19 protein-coding genes are annotated in these 18,996 nt (G+C 71.0%); 9 read left to right on the top strand and 10 right to left on the bottom strand.

Features of this window, described 5'->3' with window-relative positions; translation table 11 throughout:
• Nucleotides 1–448: 448 nt before the first annotated feature.
• The 5 genes from ACH4SL_RS19905 to dnaA form a co-directional block, all read right to left on the bottom strand.
• Complete coding sequence (locus tag ACH4SL_RS19905) at nucleotides 449–937, bottom strand: DUF721 domain-containing protein (RefSeq protein ID WP_398447801.1); 489 nt, start codon at nucleotides 935–937, stop codon at nucleotides 449–451.
• A 101-nt stretch (nucleotides 938–1,038) separates the two neighbouring features.
• Nucleotides 1,039–2,196 carry a DNA replication/repair protein RecF gene (recF, locus tag ACH4SL_RS19900; protein WP_398447213.1) on the bottom strand — a complete coding sequence of 386 codons (1,158 nt, stop codon included), beginning with the start codon at nucleotides 2,194–2,196 and terminating at the stop codon, nucleotides 1,039–1,041.
• 79 nt (nucleotides 2,197–2,275) lie between these two features.
• A complete protein-coding gene (gene gnd / locus ACH4SL_RS19895; RefSeq protein ID WP_398447211.1) occupies nucleotides 2,276–3,157 on the bottom strand; it encodes a phosphogluconate dehydrogenase (NAD(+)-dependent, decarboxylating) in 882 nt (293 codons plus the stop codon).
• A 125-nt stretch (nucleotides 3,158–3,282) separates the two neighbouring features.
• Complete coding sequence (gene dnaN, locus ACH4SL_RS19890) at nucleotides 3,283–4,413, bottom strand: DNA polymerase III subunit beta (protein WP_398447209.1); 1,131 nt, start codon at nucleotides 4,411–4,413, stop codon at nucleotides 3,283–3,285.
• Between the two features lie 746 nt (nucleotides 4,414–5,159).
• Nucleotides 5,160–6,974, bottom strand: coding sequence for a chromosomal replication initiator protein DnaA (dnaA, locus tag ACH4SL_RS19885; protein ID WP_398447207.1), 1,815 nt, complete (start codon nucleotides 6,972–6,974; stop codon nucleotides 5,160–5,162).
• Nucleotides 6,975–7,363: 389 nt separating this feature from the next.
• Between dnaA and rpmH the strand changes: the two genes are divergently transcribed.
• The 9 genes from rpmH (at nucleotide 7,364) to ACH4SL_RS19840 (ending at nucleotide 14,055) form a co-directional block, all read left to right on the top strand.
• On the top strand, nucleotides 7,364–7,501 hold the full coding sequence (gene rpmH / locus ACH4SL_RS19880; protein ID WP_398447205.1) for a 50S ribosomal protein L34: 138 nt from the start codon (nucleotides 7,364–7,366) through the stop codon (nucleotides 7,499–7,501).
• 19 nt (nucleotides 7,502–7,520) lie between these two features.
• Entirely contained in the window at nucleotides 7,521–7,919 is a 399-nt protein-coding gene (gene rnpA / locus ACH4SL_RS19875; protein ID WP_398447203.1) for a ribonuclease P protein component, read from the top strand.
• Nucleotides 7,916–8,233, top strand: coding sequence for a membrane protein insertion efficiency factor YidD (gene yidD, locus ACH4SL_RS19870; RefSeq protein ID WP_031512713.1), 318 nt, complete (start codon nucleotides 7,916–7,918; stop codon nucleotides 8,231–8,233). Before rnpA ends, yidD begins: the two co-directional genes overlap by 4 nt.
• Nucleotides 8,234–8,235: 2 nt before the next feature.
• On the top strand, nucleotides 8,236–9,471 hold the full coding sequence (yidC, locus tag ACH4SL_RS19865) for a membrane protein insertase YidC (RefSeq protein ID WP_398447200.1): 1,236 nt from the start codon (nucleotides 8,236–8,238) through the stop codon (nucleotides 9,469–9,471).
• A gap of 15 nt (nucleotides 9,472–9,486) precedes the next feature.
• Nucleotides 9,487–10,005 carry a protein jag gene (locus tag ACH4SL_RS19860; protein ID WP_398447198.1) on the top strand — a complete coding sequence of 173 codons (519 nt, stop codon included), beginning with the start codon at nucleotides 9,487–9,489 and terminating at the stop codon, nucleotides 10,003–10,005.
• 132 nt (nucleotides 10,006–10,137) lie between these two features.
• Nucleotides 10,138–10,881 carry a 16S rRNA (guanine(527)-N(7))-methyltransferase RsmG gene (rsmG, locus tag ACH4SL_RS19855; RefSeq protein WP_398447196.1) on the top strand — a complete coding sequence of 248 codons (744 nt, stop codon included), beginning with the start codon at nucleotides 10,138–10,140 and terminating at the stop codon, nucleotides 10,879–10,881.
• Nucleotides 10,882–11,156: 275 nt separating this feature from the next.
• Nucleotides 11,157–12,275 (top strand): ParA family protein, encoded by a 1,119-nt coding sequence (locus ACH4SL_RS19850; protein ID WP_398447194.1) that lies wholly within the window; start codon nucleotides 11,157–11,159, stop codon nucleotides 12,273–12,275.
• Entirely contained in the window at nucleotides 12,272–13,363 is a 1,092-nt protein-coding gene (locus ACH4SL_RS19845; protein WP_398447192.1) for a ParB/RepB/Spo0J family partition protein, read from the top strand. The genes ACH4SL_RS19850 and ACH4SL_RS19845 overlap by 4 nt, the downstream gene beginning before the upstream one ends.
• A 74-nt stretch (nucleotides 13,364–13,437) precedes the next feature.
• Nucleotides 13,438–14,055: a GNAT family N-acetyltransferase gene (locus ACH4SL_RS19840; RefSeq protein ID WP_398447190.1), complete on the top strand. Its 618-nt coding sequence runs from the start codon at nucleotides 13,438–13,440 to the stop codon at nucleotides 14,053–14,055.
• Nucleotides 14,056–14,162: 107 nt separating this feature from the next.
• Here the strand turns inward: ACH4SL_RS19840 and trxA are convergent, their stop codons facing one another.
• The 5 genes from trxA to ACH4SL_RS19815 all read right to left on the bottom strand — a co-directional run bounded on the left by trxA (nucleotide 14,163) and on the right by ACH4SL_RS19815 (nucleotide 18,845).
• Complete coding sequence (gene trxA, locus ACH4SL_RS19835) at nucleotides 14,163–14,492, bottom strand: thioredoxin (RefSeq protein WP_031512704.1); 330 nt, start codon at nucleotides 14,490–14,492, stop codon at nucleotides 14,163–14,165.
• Between the two features lie 39 nt (nucleotides 14,493–14,531).
• Complete coding sequence (gene trxB, locus ACH4SL_RS19830) at nucleotides 14,532–15,482, bottom strand: thioredoxin-disulfide reductase (protein WP_398447187.1); 951 nt, start codon at nucleotides 15,480–15,482, stop codon at nucleotides 14,532–14,534.
• Between the two features lie 142 nt (nucleotides 15,483–15,624).
• Complete coding sequence (locus ACH4SL_RS19825) at nucleotides 15,625–16,509, bottom strand: anti-sigma factor family protein (RefSeq protein WP_398447185.1); 885 nt, start codon at nucleotides 16,507–16,509, stop codon at nucleotides 15,625–15,627.
• Nucleotides 16,506–17,186: an RNA polymerase sigma factor SigM gene (gene sigM, locus ACH4SL_RS19820; protein ID WP_398447183.1), complete on the bottom strand. Its 681-nt coding sequence runs from the start codon at nucleotides 17,184–17,186 to the stop codon at nucleotides 16,506–16,508. The genes ACH4SL_RS19825 and sigM overlap by 4 nt, the downstream gene beginning before the upstream one ends.
• Nucleotides 17,187–17,213: 27 nt before the next feature.
• Nucleotides 17,214–18,845, bottom strand: a complete 1,632-nt coding sequence (locus tag ACH4SL_RS19815) for a protein kinase family protein (protein ID WP_398447799.1) — start codon at nucleotides 18,843–18,845, stop codon at nucleotides 17,214–17,216.
• Nucleotides 18,846–18,996 lie beyond the last annotated feature (151 nt).

Below are 18,996 nucleotides of genomic sequence, written 5' to 3'. Positions count from 1 at the left end.
GCCGCGCGGGATCGGCTGCGTCTTCGACATGTTCCGCTGGGGTACCCCTGCCGCGTGGCCAGGGGAGGGCGGTGTTGGAGCCAGTCTACCGGTAGCGCCGACCCTCATGGGGCTTTGCCGGTACCTCGCTTCCCATGTGCCGCCCAAAACCGCTGCCGTGAGACTCCCTCCACGCGGCCAGGGCCCCAAAACCGCTCACACGGGCGTCCAGGGCTTCCGGCTGTCAGGGCCCGGCTACGCACAGCAGGGTCGTCCCCCGACTTCCCCCCGGACCTGCGACCAGGCTCGCACGCAGGTCCGACACAGCCCGCTGACCTGCACTTTCATCGCGGTACGTGCAGGGTCCGCGGCTCCGCCCGGGTCGTACGGGCGTACGGCGGTGGTACGGGGGCGCGAGACGGGGCACGAGATGGGCGCGCTCTTCCCGCGGCCCCCGGCGGACGGCGGCTCAGCCGTACGTGTCGCCGGGGCCGCGGCTGCCCGGCGCGCGCAGCCGCCCGCCGTAACCGCGCGGCGGACCGGCGGGCCCCTGGACCTTCAGCAGCTTGACCGTGCCGTGCCCGAGGTCGGTGTTGAGCCGGGCCACCAGCATCGGGGCCAGCAGCCGCAGCTGCGTCGCCCAGGCCGTGGAGTCGCACACCACGGTGAGGACGCGCGCCTCCTCGTCGTAGCGCTCGGGCGCGCAGTGCTGGGCCACGTCCGGGCCGACGAGCTGCGGCCAGCGGCCCATCACGCCGCCGACCGCGGCCGGCGCCTCCCAGCCGCGCTCGGTGATGAGCCGGTTGATGGCCGCGCCCAGCGGCAGCGGGTCGCGCCCGTCGGCGTGCGCGCCGCTGCGCAGGCCGCCGCGCCTGGCCTGCTTCTTCTGCACGGCCGCCGCGCCCCTGGCCCTGGCCTGCTCCTTCGCGGCGCGCAGCGCGACCCGCGCCAGGTCCACACCGGAGGGCTGCTGGCCCGGGACGGCGGGCGTGCCGGAGGGTCCCGACGTACCAGGTGTGCTCGGCGTACCGGGGGCGCCGGGCGTGCTCGGGGTGTCGCTCACTGGCGCGTCACCGTCCCGTTCTCCACCGCGAACCGCGCGCCGTGCAGCGCCCCGGGCACATCGTCGTCCACCGCCGCGGTGACCAGCACCTGCTCGCCGCCCGCGACCAGCTCCGCGAGCCGCTCCCGGCGGCGGACGTCCAGCTCGGCGAAGACGTCGTCGAGGACGAGCACCGGCTCGTCGCCGTCCGCGCACAGCAGCTCGTAGGAGGCCAGCCGCAGCGCGAGCGCGTACGACCAGGACTCGCCGTGGCTCGCGTAGCCCTTCGCGGGCATCGGGCCGAGCTTGAGCAGCAGGTCGTCGCGGTGCGGGCCGACCAGCGTCACGCCGCGCTCGATCTCCTGCCGCCGGGCCTGCGTCAGCGCCTCCAGCAACCGCTCGCGCAGCTCCTCGCGGCCGCTCGCACCCGCCATCGCCTCGTCGCCGATCGAGCCGCGGTATTCCAGGCCCACCGGCCCGCCGCCCGGCGCGAGCTGCTCGTACGCCTTGTCCACCAGCGGCTGCATGGCCGCGACCAGGTCCAGCCGGTGCGCCAGCAGCTCCGCGCCCGCGGCGGCCAGGTGCTGGTCCCACACGTCGAGGGTCGAGAGATCCGCGCCCTTGCCCCCGTGCCGACGGGCCAGCGCGGCCGTCTTCAGCAGCGTGTTGCGCTGCTTGAGCACCCGGTCGAAGTCGCTGCGAACCCCCGCCAGGCGCGGCGCGCGAGCGGTGATCAGCTCGTCGAGGAAGCGCCGCCGCTCCCCCGGATCGCCCTTGACCAGCGCCAGGTCCTCGGGCGCGAAGAGCACGCTGCGCACGATGCCCAGCAGATCGCGCGGGCGGACCTGCGAGGAGCGGTTGATCCGGGCGCGGTTGGCGCGGCCGGGGTTGATCTCCAGTTCGAGCAGCTGGCGGCGCTCGCTCTCGGGGCTGCCGGATCCGCCGCCGTGCACGACCTGGGCACGCACCACCGCGCGTTCGGCGCCCATGCGCACCAGCGGGGCGTCGGAGGCGACCCGGTGGCTGCCCAGCGTCGCCAGATAGCCGACCGCCTCGACCAGGTTGGTCTTGCCCTGCCCGTTGGGGCCCACGAAAGCCGTGACGCCCGGGTCGAGAGGGACCTCGGCCCGGGCGTAGGAGCGGAAGTCGGCGAGCGACAGGTGCGCTACGTGCATCGCGTGCTTGGCGCGCGGCCGCGCCGACCTCCCTGCTGTGCTGTGCGGTGCGGACCGCCGGGCGGCCCGCACACGCGGCTTACTCCGCGGCGGTGACCGCGTGGCCGCCGAACTCGTTGCGGAGCGCGGCGATCATCTTCATCTGCGGCGAGTCGTCCTGGCGGGAGGCGAAACGCGCGAAGAGCGCGGCGGTGATCGCCGGCAGCGGCACCGCGTTGTCGATCGCGGCCTCCACCGTCCAGCGTCCCTCACCGGAGTCGTCGGCGTGGCCGCGCAGCTTGTTCAGGTGCTCGTCCTTGTCGAGGGCGTCCACGGCCAGGTCCAGCAGCCACGAGCGGATGACCGTACCGGACTTCCAGGAGCGGAAGACCTCGCGGACGTCGGTGACCGAGTCCACGGCCTCCAGCAGCTCCCAGCCCTCGGCGTAGGCCTGCATCATCGCGTACTCGATGCCGTTGTGGACCATCTTCGCGAAATGCCCCGCGCCGACCTTGCCGGCGTGCACCGCGCCGCTGTCGCCCTCGGGCTTGAGCGCGTCGAAGATCGGCTGCGCCTTGGCGATGTCCTCGGCCTTGCCGCCGTACATCAGCGCGTAGCCGTTCGCCAGGCCCCACACGCCGCCGGAGACGCCGCAGTCGACGAAGCCGATGCCCTTGGCGGCGAGCTGCTCGGCGTGCTTCTCGTCGTCCGTCCAGCGCGAGTTGCCGCCGTCGACGACCAGGTCGCCGGGGGAGAGCAGCTCGCCCAGCTCGTCGATGGTCGCCTGGGTCGCGGCGCCGGCCGGCACCATGACCCACACCACGCGCGGCCCCGGCAGGCTGTCCACAAGCTCCTTGAGGCTGTGGACATCGGCGAGATCGGGGTTGCGGTCGTAGCCGATGACGGTGTGGCCTGCGCGGCGGATGCGCTCGCGCATGTTGCCGCCCATCTTGCCGAGACCGATGAGACCGAGCTCCATCACACTTCCTTCGTTTCGAAGCCTCGCGGACACCCGTGACGCGCACCGGCGCCGTCCGCAGCCGTAAAGAGCCTGAACCTGACCTGAGGACGAGCCTACGTCGGTCCGTATGCCCCCTGCGGGCGGGCTCAGCCGGACAGCCGCACCGGCATGATCAGGTACTTGTACGCCTCGTCGGCCTCGGCGTCGACGGCCGGGCGGCCGCTGAGCAGCGCCGGCTTGGTGGAGGTGGTGAAGGACAGCTGGGCGGCCGGGGAGTCGATCGCGCTCAGGCCGTCGAGCAGGAAGGTCGGGTTGAAGGCGATCGAGATGTCGTCGCCCTCCAGCTTGGCGTCGACCCTTTCCACAGCCTGTGCATCCTCGCTGGAGCCGGCCTCCAGGGTCAGCACGCCCTGCTCGAAGCTCAGCCGCACCGGGGTGTTGCGCTCGGCGACCAGGGCGACGCGCTTGACGGCCTCGACGAAGGGCGCGGTCTCGATGACCGCGACGGAGGCGAACTCGGTGGGGAAGAGCGTCCGGTACTTGGGCAGGTCGCCCTCCAGCAGCCGGGTCGTCGTCCGGCGCCCGGCGCCCTCGAAGCCGATCAGGCCCTCACCGGCGCCGGAGCCGGCCAGCGCGATCGACACGGTGTCGCCGCTGGTGAGCGACTTGGCGATGTCCTGCAGCGTCTTGGCGGGCACCAGGGCGACGGCGGAGATGTCGGCCTGCTCCGGCTTCCACAGGAACTCGCGGACGGCGAAGCGGTAGCGGTCGGTGGCGGCCAGCGTCACCGTGTCGCCCTCGATCTCGATCCGCACACCGGTCAGCACCGGCAGCGTGTCGTCGCGCCCCGCGGCGATGGCGGCCTGGCTGGCGGCGGCGGCGAAGACCTCGCCGGGCACCGTGCCGGACGCCGTCGGCATCGCGGGCAGCGCCGGGTACTCCTCCACAGGCAGGGTGTGGAGGGTGAAGCGGGAGCTGCCGCACACCACGGTGACGCGGACGCCGTCGGTCGAGATCTCCACCGGGCGGTTGGGCAGCGCCCGGGAGATGTCGGCGAGCAGCCGGCCGGACACCAGGACGGTGCCCTCCTCGTCCACCTCGGCCTCGACGGCGACCCGGGCCGAGACCTCGTAGTCGAAGCCGGACAGGCTCAGCTGCCCGTCCTCGGCCTTGAGCAGCAGGCCGGCGAGAACCGGCACCGGGGGACGGGCCGGGAGGCTGCGGGCCGCCCAAGCCACTGCCTCGGCGAGTACGTCGCGCTCCACCCGGATCTTCACCGGAACCGCCTCCTGCTTGTTGCCGACTGTCGGGGAACAGTCTGCCGCAGGGGACTGTCACTCGTTGCTGCTTGCCGTCAAGCGGCGACACGGGCGGGCGGACGACGACGGGCGAGTTGTGCACAGGACCCGCTTCGAAACGCTTTCCCCCCTCTCTACGTGTAGTCGTAGTAGTAGGGGTTGTGGATACCGTGGATAACCGGTTCCTGTGCAGGTCAGGCCGCGTTTTTTATCCCCAGAGCCTGTGGGTGGAGCCTGTGGGCAACATGGGCCCGCTGTGGACGGCGGAAAGTTGTGCACACCTCGTACACAGGCCGAGGGGGGTTGTCCCCAGCTGCGTCCCCAGGAATACCCAGGTTCTCCCCAGGCGAACCCACCACGTCGGTGTGACGGCTTTCACTCTTCCGGGGGACAGAGCGGATTTCGTTGCCGAACAGTGGACAGAGGTGTGGAGAAGTGGCCTCCGGCTGTGCACAACCGGCCGCATCCTGTGGGCGAGCGGTGGACAACCGGTCGGGGGGGTGCTGTGGACGGCCGCGTCGTCCACAGTCTGTGGATGACGGTTACCCACATTTCCCCAACCGGCTGAGCTGCCCGGACACCGGCGCGGCGGCCGGACCTGTGGAGAGTATCGGGACAACTCCGGTGTCCCCAGGGTGTGGACGACAAAAAAGCCGCGATCCTGTGGACAACAGGACCGCGGCGCCGGGGATTCGAACAGGGCGCGGGAGCGCGCGCCGGCCCGCTCAGCTCTTGATGCGGTTGGTGAGCTCGGTCACCTGGTTGTAGATGGACCGCCGCTCGGCCATCAGCGAGCGGATCTTGCGGTCCGCGTGCATCACCGTGGTGTGGTCGCGGCCGCCGAAGAGCGCGCCGATCTTCGGCAGCGACAGGTCCGTCAGCTCCCGGCACAGGTACATGGCGATCTGCCGCGCGGTGACCAGGACCCGGCTGCGCGAGGAGCCGGACAGGTCGTCCACCGCGAGCCCGAAGTAGGCCGCGGTCTCCGCCATGATCGCGTTGCCGCTGATCTCCGGCACCGAGTCCTCGCCGCCCGGGATCAGGTCCTTGAGCACGATCTCGGTGAGCTGGAGGTCCACCGGCTGCCGGTTGAGGCTCGCGAAGGCGGTGACGCGGATCAGCGCGCCCTCCAGTTCGCGGATGTTGCGGGAGATCCGCGAGGCGATGAACTCCAGCACCTCCGGCGGCGCGTTCAGCTGCTCCTGCACCGCCTTCTTGCGCAGGATCGCGATCCGCGTCTCCAGCTCCGGCGGCTGGACGTCGGTGATCAGGCCCCACTCGAAGCGGTTGCGCAGCCGGTCCTCCAGGGTGACCAGCTGCTTGGGCGGCCGGTCCGAGGACAGCACGATCTGCTTGTTGGCGTTGTGCAGGGTGTTGAAGGTGTGGAAGAACTCCTCCTGCGTCGACTCCTTCTGCGCCAGGAACTGGATGTCGTCGACGAGCAGGATGTCCATGTCCCGGTATCTCTTGCGGAACGCGTCCGCCTTGCCGTCCCGGATGGAGTTGATGAACTCGTTGGTGAACTCCTCCGAGCTGACGTATCTGACCCGGGTGCCGGGGTAGAGGCTCCGCGCGTAGTGTCCGATCGCGTGCAGCAGGTGCGTCTTGCCCAGGCCCGACTCGCCGTAGATGAACAGCGGGTTGTACGCCTTGGCCGGCGCCTCGGCCACCGCGACGGCGGCCGCGTGCGCGAAGCGGTTGGAGGCGCCGATCACGAAGGTGTCGAAGAGGTACTTCGGGTTCAGCCGTGCGGTCGGCTCCACCGCCCCGCCGCTCGCACCGCCCGATCCGGGTCCACCGCCGTGGCCGCCGCCCGGACCGCCGCCGTGGCCGGCCCCGGGGCGGTCGCCGCGGGACTCGGGGGCCTGGGGCTGCTGCGGCGGGTAGCCGCCGCCGGACGCCGGAGGGTAGGGGCCCCGCTCCGGCGGCATCGCCTGGTGCGGCACGGAGGGGTAGCCGTCGGAGCGCTCGGGGCGGTAGGGCCCGGAGGGGTCGGGGCGCGGGTCGCGGTGCCCGGAGTAGTCGTCGGACCTGCGGTCCTGGAAGCCGCCGGAGGACGTGCCCCAGTTGCCGAGACCGGGCTGCTGCCAGCTCTCGGCGGCGGGGGCCCGCGGCGTCCAGTCGTCGCTGCCGCCGCCGGGCGGGTCCTGGTAGGAGTGCCGCGGGCGGGGCACCTCGTCGTACGGGTCCTCCGCCGGACGCTGCCGCTCCCGCTCCCGCTCCCGCTCCGAGGACGGGGCGGACGGGGGGGCCGGCTGCTCCTGCTCGCCGCCGGACGCGACCGCGATGGCGATCCCCACGGTGTGACCGAACTCATGGCTGAGCACATCGGTGATGAGCTGCTTGAGCTGCTGCCCCTCGAGGATCTTCTTGGCGTACTCGTTCGGAGCAGAGAGCACCGCCGTCCCCGCCACCAGCGCCAGCGGCTGGATCCGGCGCAGCCACTCGGCGTGCACCGGCTTGAGGTCCTCCCCGCTCACCAGCAGTTTCTGCAGGACCCGGGGCCACACTGCGGCAAGATCGGCGCTTACGTCAGCCACAGGGCACGCTCTCTCGGGTTGCTGTACTAACTGGGGGGTGCGTGGACTCCCGCGGACGTGTGGATCGCGACAGGGGCGGGAAGAGTACGGAGTTCAGCCACGGTAAACAGGGCGGCGTGCACGGTTCAAGTCGTTGTCCACAGGGTGTGTACAAATGGCGGGTGCGCACTGCCGGGTTTGACCGGATGGCCTAGCCGCACGTACCGTATCGAGGTCGAGTTGTCGATGGCTGCTGCCGCCTGCCTACCGATGGGCGAGGATCCTCCGGAATGTTCGTCATGCCGGGCGGTCGTCAAGCGGTGACCCGTTTGGTCCGCGAGCTTTTCGTGGGCGCACGGTGACAGCCACGCGACGCCCCGCCGGATCCGAGACTCTCCTGGAGCCCCTGAGTGAGCAAGCGCACTTTCCAGCCGAACAACCGCCGTCGTGCCAAGACCCACGGCTTCCGCCTGCGGATGCGTACGCGCGCCGGTCGCGCGATCCTCGCGACCCGTCGCGCCAAGGGCCGCGGCCGCCTGTCCGCCTGATTGCCCCAGGCCTGATGTCGTGCTGCCCACCGAGAATCGGCTGAGGCGGCGCCAGGATTTCGCTGCGGCCGTACGCCGTGGACGCCGGGCGGGCCGCCCGCTTCTGGTCGTCCATCTGCGTCGCGACGCCACCCACCCGCACGTGCCGGGGGAGAGCACTCCCCCGGCACGTGCGGGTTTCGTCGTAAGCAAGGCGGTCGGCGACGCCGTACAGCGGAATCGGGTCAAGCGCAAGCTCAGGCATCTCGTACGGGAACGCCTGTCTCTGCTCCCCCCCGGTAGCCTGGTAGTGGTACGCGCGCTTCCCGACGCGGGGAACGCGGACCATGCACAGCTGGCCCTCGACCTGGACGCCGCACTGACGCGGCTGCTGGGCCGTGACACCCATGGCGACGCCGAGGGGAGGGTGGCTCGATGAAATACCCGCTGCTGGCACTGATCAAGCTGTACCAGTGGACGATCAGTCCGCTGCTCGGCCCGGTGTGCCGGTACTACCCGTCGTGCTCGCACTACGGGTACACCGCGATCGACCGGCATGGCGCGATCAAGGGCACCGCCCTGACCGCGTGGCGCATCCTCCGGTGCAACCCCTGGTCGCCCGGCGGTGTGGATCATGTACCGCCGCGCAAGCGGCCGCCATGGCACCAACTGCTGCGCCGCGCACTGCGGGGCGGCTCCGACGGGCCCGTCACGCCCGAGCCCACCGGACCCTCTCACGCCCAAGGAGCCTGACCGTGGGGATCCTGAACCCCCTATACGACGCAGTGTCGTGGATCATCGTCCAGTTCCACTCGTTCTACAGCCTGATCTTCGACAAGGACAGCGGCTGGGCGTGGGGTCTGTCCATCGTCTCGCTGGTGGTCCTGATCCGCATCTGCCTGATCCCGCTCTTCGTGAAGCAGATCAAGTCGACGCGGAACATGCAGGCGCTCCAGCCGAAGATGAAGGCGATCCAGGAGCGCTACAAGAACGACCGCCAGAAGCAGTCCGAAGAGATGATGAAGCTGTACAAGGAGACGGGCACCAACCCGCTCTCCTCGTGCCTGCCGATTCTGGCGCAGTCACCGTTCTTCTTCGCGCTTTACCACGTGCTGAGCAACATCGCCAAGGGCAACGAGGTCGGTGTGATCCACCACGGCCTCGTCGAGAGCGCGAAGAACGCCCACATCTTCGGTGCCCCGCTGGCGGCGAAGTTCCTGGACAGCTCCTCCAAGGTCGAGAGCCTGGGCGCGACGCTGACCGATGTGCGGGTTGTCACCATCATCATGATCGTGATGATGTCGGCCTCGCAGTTCTTCACCCAGCGCCAGCTGATGACGAAGAACGTCGACATGACGGTCAAGACGCCGTTCATGCAGCAGCAGAAGATGCTGATGTACGTCTTCCCGCTCATCTTCGCCGTGATGGGTATCAACTTCCCCGTCGGTGTCCTCATCTACTGGCTGACCACCAACGTGTGGACGATGGGCCAGCAGATGTTCGTGATCTACCGGAACCCCACCCCGGGCAGCCTGGCCTTCAAGCAGCGCCAGGAGCGGCTGCGCGCCAAGGGCAAGCTCGTGGAGGCGCCCGAGGAGGTCGCCGCCAAGGAGGCTGTCGAGGTCGCGCGGGCGAACCGCACCCAGCCCAAGCGGCAGACCAAGGCCAAGCGGCACACCGGTACCACGGGCGGCGGCGCTCCCCGCGCGGGCGGTTCCGGCGGCCAGAGCCAGGACGCGGGCGGCAGCGGCTCGACCGATGGCGGCGGCTCCACGGAAGGCTCCGGGTCCACCGCCCCTTCCGGGTCCTCCCCGGCATCCGGCGGCAGCAAGCCCAAGTCCGGCAGCGGCGGTGCGCCGCGGGCGGGGGCCCCGCGCGCCGGTGCGCCCCGTGCCGGAGCCCCGAAGGCGGGCGGTCAGAAGGGCGGCTCCGGGGGCAAGCAGTCCGGGGCCAAGGGCAAGTCGACCAACGTGTCGTCGAAGAAGAAGTAAGAGGAGAGTCCAGGCGTGAGCGACGTCAACACCGGCACGGCGACCGACAGCGGCTCGTCCGCGACTCTGACCCGGCTCGAGCAGGAGGGTGAGATCGCGGCGGACTACCTGGAGGGGCTGCTGGACATCGCCGACCTCGACGGTGACATCGACATGGATGTCGAGGGCGAGCGTGCCTCGGTGTCGATCATCGGCGACGGCTCCGCACGCGAGCTGACCAAGCTCGTCGGGCGGGACGGCGAGGTGCTGGAGGCGCTCCAGGAGCTCACCCGGCTCGCGGTGCACCGCGAGACCGGCGAGCGCAGCCGGCTGATGCTGGACATCGCCGGCTTCCGGGCCCGCAAGCGCGCCGAGCTGGCGCAGCTGGGCGCGGAAGCGGCCGCCGAGGCGAAGGAGACCGGCGCCCCGGTGAAGCTCGACCCGATGACGCCCTTCGAACGCAAGGTCGTCCATGACGCGGTGGCCGCTGCGGGACTGCGCAGCGAGTCCGAGGGCGAGGAGCCCCAGCGCCGGGTGGTCGTCCTGCCGGTCTGACGACCGGCTGCCGCCCATGATCATTCGGCCCCGTCTGCTCGCAGGCGGGGCCGAAGCTTGTCAGTCTGGACGAGCCCGAACGTGACGATCGACACGACAACCGACCACGAGAACCGACGAAAGGACAGTCCCGTGACGGAGGCAGCAGCGGAGCTTCCCGCGCCGCCGGAGCAGGCCGGGGCGGTGTTCGGCGACCGGTTCGCCGATGCGGTGCGCTATGCCGAGCTGCTGGCGGACGCAGGGGTGCACCGCGGCCTCATCGGTCCGCGTGAGGTGCCGCGGCTCTGGGAGCGGCACCTGCTGAACTGCGCGGTGCTCTCCGAGGTGATCGAGCAGGGCGTGTCGGTGTGCGACGTGGGCTCCGGTGCCGGGCTTCCCGGTATTCCGCTGGCGCTGGCCCGCCCCGACCTGGACATCACCCTGCTGGAGCCGCTGCTGCGCCGTACGACCTTCCTGGAGGAGGCGGTACGGCTGCTGGGGCTGGACAACGTCACGGTGGTGCGCGGCCGGGCGGAGGAGATGGTCGGCAAGCTGCCGCCGGTGGACGTGGTGACCGCGCGTGCCGTGGCGCCGCTGGAGCGGCTCGCCGGCTGGGGACTGCCGCTGCTCAGGCCGCACGGGGAGATGGCGGTGCTCAAGGGCGACACCGCCGAGGAGGAGCTGAAGGCGGCGCGGGCGGCGCTGGGCAAGCTCGGCGCGGTGGGCACCTCGGTGGTCCAGGTCGGTGAGGGCGTGGTGGACCCGCTGTCCACCGTGGTGCGCGTCCTGGTGGGCGAGAGCCCCGGCGGGGTACGGGCGGCGACGCGGCGGGCGAAGGCCGCGCGGGCCAGTCGGGCGCCGCGTACCGGAGGCAACGCGGGACGCCGCCGGCGCTGAAACCGGGCGGGACGTGACGCGGCGGACGCTGTCGGGCCGAGCATGTCCGCGGAAACGGCCAAAGCGGCATAATTCGGAGTGTCTACCGCAATACCAGCGCGGTGCGGCGCATCGTGTTTCACGTGAAACGTCGCTCACTGCTTCCAGGAGTCCTCAGCCGCGGTCGGGCCGCTGCTGAGGCGCGCGCCAACAAACCGACCAAGACCAATTCGGCTGTGGATAACCGGGATTTGTCCACAGGCGGCCGGGGCTCGCTGGTTCAGCACCCCTCAGGCATGGCAGGCTCTTCTTATCGCGAGCCTGACGTCGAGGAGAGTGAGTCATTGCGGTCCGACGCCAACATCGCGGGGCCGATGGCCGACCCGGTCCCCGGCCCCCGCACTGCTGAATCAGCCGGGGGATCACTTTCCACGCCCCCCGGGTTCGGGAGCGATGTTTCACGTGAAACATTGCCTCCTATGGATGACACCCCGATCGGCCGCGCGGCCCAGATGGCCGTCGAGGCGATGAACCGCACGGGCGAGGGGCTGCCGCGACCGCCGCAGACCCGCGTCATGGTGGTCGCCAACCAGAAGGGCGGGGTCGGCAAGACCACGACCACGGTGAACCTGGCGGCCTCCCTGGCACTGCACGGCGCCCGTGTGCTGGTCATCGACCTCGACCCGCAGGGCAACGCGTCCACCGCTCTCGGCATCGACCACCACGCCGAAGTGCCGTCGATCTACGACGTGCTGGTCGAGAGCAAGCCGCTGTCCGACGTGGTGGTGCCGGTGGCCGATGTGGAGGGGCTCTTCTGTGCACCTGCCACGATCGACCTGGCCGGCGCGGAGATCGAGCTTGTCTCGCTGGTCGCCCGGGAGAGCCGGCTCCAGCGTGCCATCGAGGCCTACGAGCAACCGCTGGACTACGTCCTGATCGACTGCCCGCCCTCGCTGGGACTCCTCACCGTCAACGCCCTGGTGGCGGGCGCCGAGGTGGTCATCCCGATCCAGTGCGAGTATTACGCGCTGGAGGGCCTCGGGCAGTTGCTGAAGAACGTGGATCTCGTCCGGGCCCACCTGAATCCGAAGCTGCATGTCTCCACGATCCTGCTGACGATGTACGACGGCAGGACCCGGCTCGCTTCCCAGGTCGCCGAGGAGGTGCGCACCCACTTCGGCAAGGAGGTGCTGCGTACCAGCATTCCGCGATCGGTACGCATCTCCGAGGCGCCCAGCTACGGCCAGACCGTCCTCACCTACGATCCGGGCTCCAGCGGCGCCCTGTCCTATCTGGAGGCGGCGCGGGAAATGGCGCTGCGCGGTCTGCCGGGCGGCCTGACCGTGGAGTACCAGCCGCAGGACGACCAGCACCAAGAGCAGCACCCGCACAGCATGTCGGAGGGCATCCAGTGAGTGATCGACGCAGAGGACTTGGGCGCGGTCTCGGCGCGCTCATCCCGGCCGCGCCGCAGCCGACCAGCCAGGCGGCGGGAGCCGCCCCGGTGATGGTGCCGGACCGCGGGGTCGCAGCCGCCAAGGTGGCCGGACTGGTGGACCGCCGCTCGGCCGACGCACCGCCCGTGGTGGACATCCCTGTTTCACGTGAAACAGAGCCGGATCTCTCCGCCGCCCGGGTGCCGGTGAGCGGTGCCTACTTCGCCGAGCTGGAACTCGACGCGATCACTCCCAACCCGCGGCAGCCGCGGGAGGTGTTCGACGAGGACGCGCTCAACGAGCTGATCACCTCCATCAAGGAGGTCGGGCTCCTCCAGCCCGTGGTCGTCCGGCAGATCGGTCCGGACCGCTTCGAGCTCATCATGGGCGAACGCCGCTGGCGGGCCTGCCGCGAGGCGGGGCTGGAGCGGATCCCGGCGATCGTCCGGGCCACCGACGACGAGAAGCTGCTGCTCGACGCCCTGCTGGAGAATCTGCACCGGGCCCAGCTGAACCCGCTGGAAGAGGCGGCCGCCTACGACCAGCTGCTGCGGGATTTCTCCTGCACGCATGAGCAGTTGGCCGACCGGATCGGCCGATCGCGCTCGCAGGTCTCCAACACGCTGCGGCTCCTGAAGCTGTCGGCTCCGGTGCAGCGCCGGGTGGCCGCGGGAGTGATCTCCTTCGGACACGCCCGCGCGCTGCTCGCACTGGAGGACTCCGAGGAGCAGGACCGGCTGGCGCTCCGGATCGTGGCCGAGGAGCTGTCGGTCCGCACGGTCGAAGAGATCGTGAAGCTGATGAACAGCGAGCCGCGGACGGCGAAGAAGACGGCGGCGCCGCGGGCGGGACGCCGGGTGTCCCCGGCACTCACCCATCTCGCGACCCGGCTGTCCGACCGCTTCGACACCCGGGTGAAGGTCGACCTGGGCCAGAAGCGCGGAAAGATCGTGGTGGAGTTCGCGTCGATGGAGGATCTGGAACGGATCCTTGGCGCGATGGCGCCGGGCGAGGGCAAAGTCCTGGAGAACCGGCTGGAGGACGACGCCGAGGACGACGACGAGTGACACCGTGGCACCCCGGGCCGTACGGCCGGGGTGCCACCGCCGTTCAGTAGCGACAGAAATGGGGTCTGTGGCACATGGGGCGTCGGCTGGTACCGCTCACGCTGGACAATCTTTCCGATCTCCCCAGACCTTGCAGACGCTGTGTCTTCTGGGAGCTCGACCCCGTGAGCGGCGAGGCTGCCGTCCAGGCGGGCAAGCCCGAGCTGGAGAAGGAAGCCTGGATCTCCGCCGCGCTTCTGGAGTGGGGGTCCTGCGGCCGGGTCGTCTACGTCGACGAGATGCCCGCGGGCTTCGTTCTCTACGCCCCCGCCGCGTATGTGCCGCGGTCCACCGCTTTCCCGACGAGCCCGGTGTCGCCGGACGCCGTCCAGTTGATGACCGCCCGGGTGCTGCCCGGCTACCAGGGCCAGGGCATCGGGCGGGTGCTCGTACAGACCGTGGCGAAGGATCTGGTGCGGCGGGGCTTCAAGGCGATCGAGGCCTTCGGCGACGCGACATGGACCTCGCCCTCGTGCGTTCTCCCCGCGGACCATCTGCTCGCCGTCGGTTTCAAGACGGTCCGGCACCACCCCCGCTTTCCCCGGCTGCGGTTGGAACTGCGCTCGACGATCTCCTGGAAGGAGGACGTCGAGATGGCCATTGACCGGCTGCTGGGCGCCGTGCAGAAGGAGCCGGTCCTCCGGCCGCTCTGACGGGCCGGGAGCGCGCAGGCGGGCCGCCAGACGCCGCAGCACAGCGAAAGGGCCGGCTCCCCCGGAGGGAGCCGGCCCTTCGTGTTCCACGTGGAACAGTCGCGGACTCAGCCGATGAAGTCGGACAGGTCGCGCAGCAGCGCCGCCTTGGGCTTGGCACCGACGATCGTCTTCACGACCTCGCCGCCCTTGTAGACGTTGAGCGTCGGGATCGACATCACGCCGTACTTGGCGGCGGTGACCGGGTTCTCGTCGATGTTCAGCTTGACGATGGTGATCTCGTCCGGGTGCTCCGCGGCGATGGACTCCAGCGACGGAGCGATCTGGCGGCACGGGCCGCACCACTCGGCCCAGAAGTCGACCAGAACAGGCTTGTCGCTGTTCAGGACCTCGTCGGCGAAGGTGTCGTCCGTCACGTGGATGGGCTTGCCGGCCACGGCGTTCTCCTCAGGTTCGATGGGATGCGGGTGAAGGATTCAGGCGGGCTGTTCGGCGTCGCTGAGGGCCGCCAGGTAGCGCTCGGCGTCGAGGGCGGCGGAACATCCGGTGCCGGCCGCGGTGATCGCCTGGCGGTAGGAGTGGTCCACGACGTCCCCGGCGGCGAAGACTCCCGGGATGTTCGTGTGCGTGGTGGGCGACTGGACCTTGAGGTAGCCCTCGGCGTCCAGGTCGAGCACGCCCTTGAAGAGTTCCGTCCGCGGGTCGTGGCCGATCGCGATGAAGAGCCCGGTGACCGGCAGCTCGGAGGTCTCGCCGGTCCTGGTGTTGCGCAGCGTCAGGCCGGAGAGCTTGCCGTCGCCGTGGATCTCGGCGACCTCGCTGTCCCAGACGAAGGAGATCTTCGGGTCGGCGAAGGCCCGCTCCTGCATCGCCTTGGACGCCCGCAGGCTGTCCCGCCGGTGCACGATCTTGACGGACTTGGCGAACCGGGAGAGGAAGGTCGCCTCCTCCATCGCGGTGTCGCCGCCGCCGATGACCGCGATGTCGTGCTCGCGGAAGAAGAAGCCGTCACAGGTGGCACACCAGGAGACGCCACGGCCGGAGAGCTGGTCCTCGTTCGGCAGATTGAGCTTGCGGTGCTGCGACCCGGTCGTGACGATCACGGCCTTCGCCCGGTGGACGGTGCCCGCCGAGTCGGTGACGGTCTTGATGTCACCCGACAGGTCGACAGCCACCACGTCGTCCGGGACCAGCTCGGCGCCGAAGCGCTCCGCCTGGGCGCGCATGTTGTCCATCAGGTCGGGGCCGATGATGCCGTCGCGGAAACCGGGGAAGTTCTCCACCTCGGTGGTGTTCATCAGCGCACCGCCGGCGGTGACCGAGCCCTCGAAGACCAGCGGGCTGAGGGAGGCGCGTGCCGTGTACAGCGCCGCGGTGTAGCCCGCGGGCCCCGAGCCGATGATGATCACGTTACGGACGTCGCTCACGGGTGTCTTCCTCGTCTCTGCGGACTGCGGTGGGGGTCCGGTACTGGCTGGACTCTCGTCGTGCCTAACGGATCCTACGGGGCGGGCATTCCCGTGGCGGTGCAGCGCTCCAGGCGCACCGCCGCAAGCCCCCAGGAGGGTCTCAGCCCCGTGGGTAGCTGTTCTGGAAGAGCACCTGGGCGGGAGTGGCGGCATTGCACGACGAGGTCAGCACATAGGCGTCCACCAGGACGCTGTTGTTCGGGTCGGGGAGGACGATCACGAAGGAGTCGACGCCCTGATACGGCTTCCGCTCGGCGGCCAGCGGCTTCTCGGTGCGCTGAGTGCCCTTGAGCACACAGGAGGGGACGGACGTCACGGTGCCGTTGGGGGCGGCGACGACGATGTCCCCCCTCTCGCCCAGCATCGGGGAGTTCGCCGGGCCGCCCGAGGACGGGCTTCCGGTGCCGCCGAGGAGACGCGCGACGTCGCTCGCCACCGGATCCGGAGGCGCCTCGTCGTGGTTCGAGCCCTTGGCCGCGGCGCTGCTGTCGTTGTTCATGCCGCCGCCGGAGCCGCTGTGCGACGCGAGCTGATACGTGAGTCCGCCCAGTACGAGGACGGCGGCCGCCCCGGCAGCGGTCAGCAGCATCCGGCGTCCGCGCGTCCTTGCCCGCCCCGGACCCGTGGATGCGGCCGGGCGACCGGCCGGAGCTGATGTTCCACGTGGAACATCGCCGTGAAATCCGCCGACTCCGGGCCGCGCTGTTTCACGTGGAACATCCGGCTGCTCGGTCGCGGGCAGCGGTTCGGCGGCGAGTGCCGCGTCGATGCGTGCGGCCACGTCCGAAGGCATCGCCTCGGGCTCGGGCAAGTCTGCGAGGAGCCCGCTGATCTCCTGGAGCGACACCAGTACGTCCGCGCAGTCGGCGCAGGAATCGAGGTGCGCGCGGACCTGGGCGGCCCGCTCGGCCGACAGGATGCCCTCGGCGAGGTCGGCGATCTCGATGACGTCGGGATGTGGGTTCTGGTCCGTGCGCGATGTCATCGGGGGTCACCTCCGCCCTGTTCCGTTCCTGCCGGTGGGACGGATGGCTCCGCCGACCGGTTCCTCTGTCTTCCGGGCCCGGCGCCCGTACGGTCCGCTCCGCCCGACCGAAGGTGGGTCAGCAGCGGCAGCAGCCGGGCGCGGCCCCGCGCGCATCTGCTCTTCACCGTGCCCTCGGGAACGGCCAGCACCGCGGCGGCCTCGGCCACCGGGTAGCCCTGCATGTCGACCAGCACCAGTGCGGCGCGCTGCTCGGGAGGCAGTGTGCCCAGAGCCCGCAGCAGTTCGCGGTGCAGCTCCTCGCGCTCGGCCGGAGCCTCGGCGGACTCGTGCGGTTCGAGGTGGGCCTCGAGATTGTCGTCGTCGGCCATCGTGGCGGTCCGCCGGGACGCTGCTCGCCGGACCCGGTCCAGGCAGGCGTTCACGGTGATCCGGTGCAGCCACGTCGTGACGGCCGACTGGCCGCGGAAGGTGTGGGCGGACCGGAAGGCCGACACAAGCGCGTCCTGCACGGCGTCCGCCGCCTCCTCGCGGTCGCCCAGCGTGCGCAGGGCGACCGCCCACAGCCGATCCCGGTGCCGGCGGACCAGTTCGCCGAAGGCGTCCGGCTCGCCGGCCACATGGCGCGCGAGCAGATCGGCGTCGTCGGCTTCGCCGAGCGGTATTCGCTCCTCCAATGCCGGACTCCCCCCGTCCGCGGTCGGTCAGCCGATGACGCTGATCTCCGAGATCTTGCCACGGAAATCGCCGTTCGCGGTGGGCGGGAGCTTGGTCAGCCAGACCAGCAGATAGCGGGTGGTCACCGAGGAGGCGGGCTTGAGCGTCACCTGGGAGTCGCCGGAGCCGGAGGCGACCTTGCTGAAGCCGCTCAGCTCGGTGGGCTGGGAGCCGGTACCCGAGGGGGCGGCGAGCAGTTGCAGGTCGGTGGTGCCGCCGCCCAGGTCGACGGTGACCGACGTGACCCGGTGGTCGCCGCCCAGATCCAGCACGAGGCCGACGCCGTCCTTGAGACCGCCGAGGTCCGTCCGGGTGTAGGCCATGGTCTGCCAGTAGGTGGACGGGTCCTTGTCGTAGGCGTTGCCGACCAGCTTGGGCGACTCGACGCCGTCACTGCCCTGGGGGTCGAACGACGTCGCCCCCACGATCGTCACCGGGGCGGGCGGCGGCGGCGCGGAGTGCGGCTGAGCCGTCGGCGTGGGCGTCGGGGTGGGAGTGGAGTTCTCCCGCGACTTCAGGGCGTCCGCGAGCTGCCAGCTGCCGAGCCCGATGGCGACGATCAGCAGCGCCGACACGGCCCACTTGAGCGCGCTTCCGGTGCGGCCCGGGAGCGCGGGCGGCGGGGCCGACGCCGCCGCCGGAGCCGGGTAGACGGACGCGTTCGCAGGCGGCTGCGGGGGCTGCTGGAAAGCGGGCTGCCGGTAGACCGGCTTGGGGTGCTCCGGCGGCCGGATCCGCGGGATACCGGCAACGGCCTTCGCCAGCTCCTCCGGAGTGGTGCAGGGCGGCTCCTCGCGGGAGGCCGTCGCACCGTCGTTGACGAGGGCACGCATCGCCACGTCCGACAGAGCGCGGTGGACCCCCGCACGCAGCTGGTCGGGCGCGACCAGGCCGACGCCCTTGGGGAGTCCCGACAGGCCGTGCGCGTCGTCCTCGTAGGGCCAGCGCTGGGTGAGGGAGGCGTAGATCAGGGCACCGATCGCCTCGGTGTCCTGCCGCTGCGGGCGGTCCGCGCTCAGCCCGCGCAGAGCGGCGGCGACGGCGAGTCCGCGGATGCGGTACTGCCCGGAGCTGGTGCGCAGCACGGCCCCCGGGTCCAGCCGCAGATGGGCCAGCCCCTCGCGGTGGGCGGCGGCCATGCCCTGGGAGACCTGCCCGGCCATCTGGTAGGTCTCGTGCGGCTCCAGCGGGCCCGAGGCGAGCAGATCCGCCAGCGAGACGGCGTCGGGCAGCCACTCGTGGATCACGTAGACCAGCTCGTCCTCCTCGACCGCGTCGAGGACCTGGACGAAGCGCGGGTCGCCGAGCAGCGCCGCGGAACGGGCCGCGGCCAGCACCTGGCGGGCCCGCGGATGGTCGGCGGGCAGCAGGTGGATGCCGACCGCCCGGCGGAGCTTCTCGTCGACCGCGCGCCAGCTGCTGAAGCCGTCCACCCGGGTCACGCACTCCGCGAGCTGGTAGCGGCGGGCGAGCCGGTGGCCGCTGTGCAGGTCCGGTGCCGCGGGCTTGGGGCGGGGGCGGGGCTGGGACTTGCCGGCAGGGGGCTCGGCGGCGGTCTCAGGGGCCTGCGCGGGGGCGTCCGGCTCGCTGGTGCCGGGCTCGGGCGCCGGTCCGTCCACGGGCCGCTCGTCGGCGCCGGTCCCGGTGTCGGCGGATGTCCCGGGCTCGGTCTCGGCACCGAGGGCGGAGTCGGTGTCGGTCTCGGTCCCGGTCTCGGTCTCGGCGGATGCTTCGGTACCGGACGCCGTCTCCGCGGCGGCTTCGGTATCG

Origin of the sequence: Streptomyces sp. NPDC021020 (assembly GCF_044333285.1) — a bacterium.
Lineage (GTDB): Bacteria > Actinomycetota > Actinomycetes > Streptomycetales > Streptomycetaceae > Actinacidiphila.
Note: the sequence above shows the minus strand (reverse complement) of the source record. Positions and strands in the feature narration are given on the sequence as shown.

Bases quoted from the DNA above. Each gene is read 5' to 3' on its own strand.
- recF (WP_398447213.1), bottom strand. From the start codon at position 2,196: ATGCACGTAGCGCACCTGTCGCTCGCCGACTTCCGCTCCTACGCCCGG.
- ACH4SL_RS19840 (WP_398447190.1), top strand. From the start codon at position 13,438: ATGGGGCGTCGGCTGGTACCGCTCACGCTGGACAATCTTTCCGATCTC.
- ACH4SL_RS19825 (WP_398447185.1), bottom strand. From the start codon at position 16,509: ATGACATCGCGCACGGACCAGAACCCACATCCCGACGTCATCGAGATC.
- yidD (WP_031512713.1), top strand. From the start codon at position 7,916: ATGAAATACCCGCTGCTGGCACTGATCAAGCTGTACCAGTGGACGATC.
- ACH4SL_RS19850 (WP_398447194.1), top strand. From the start codon at position 11,157: ATGGCAGGCTCTTCTTATCGCGAGCCTGACGTCGAGGAGAGTGAGTCA.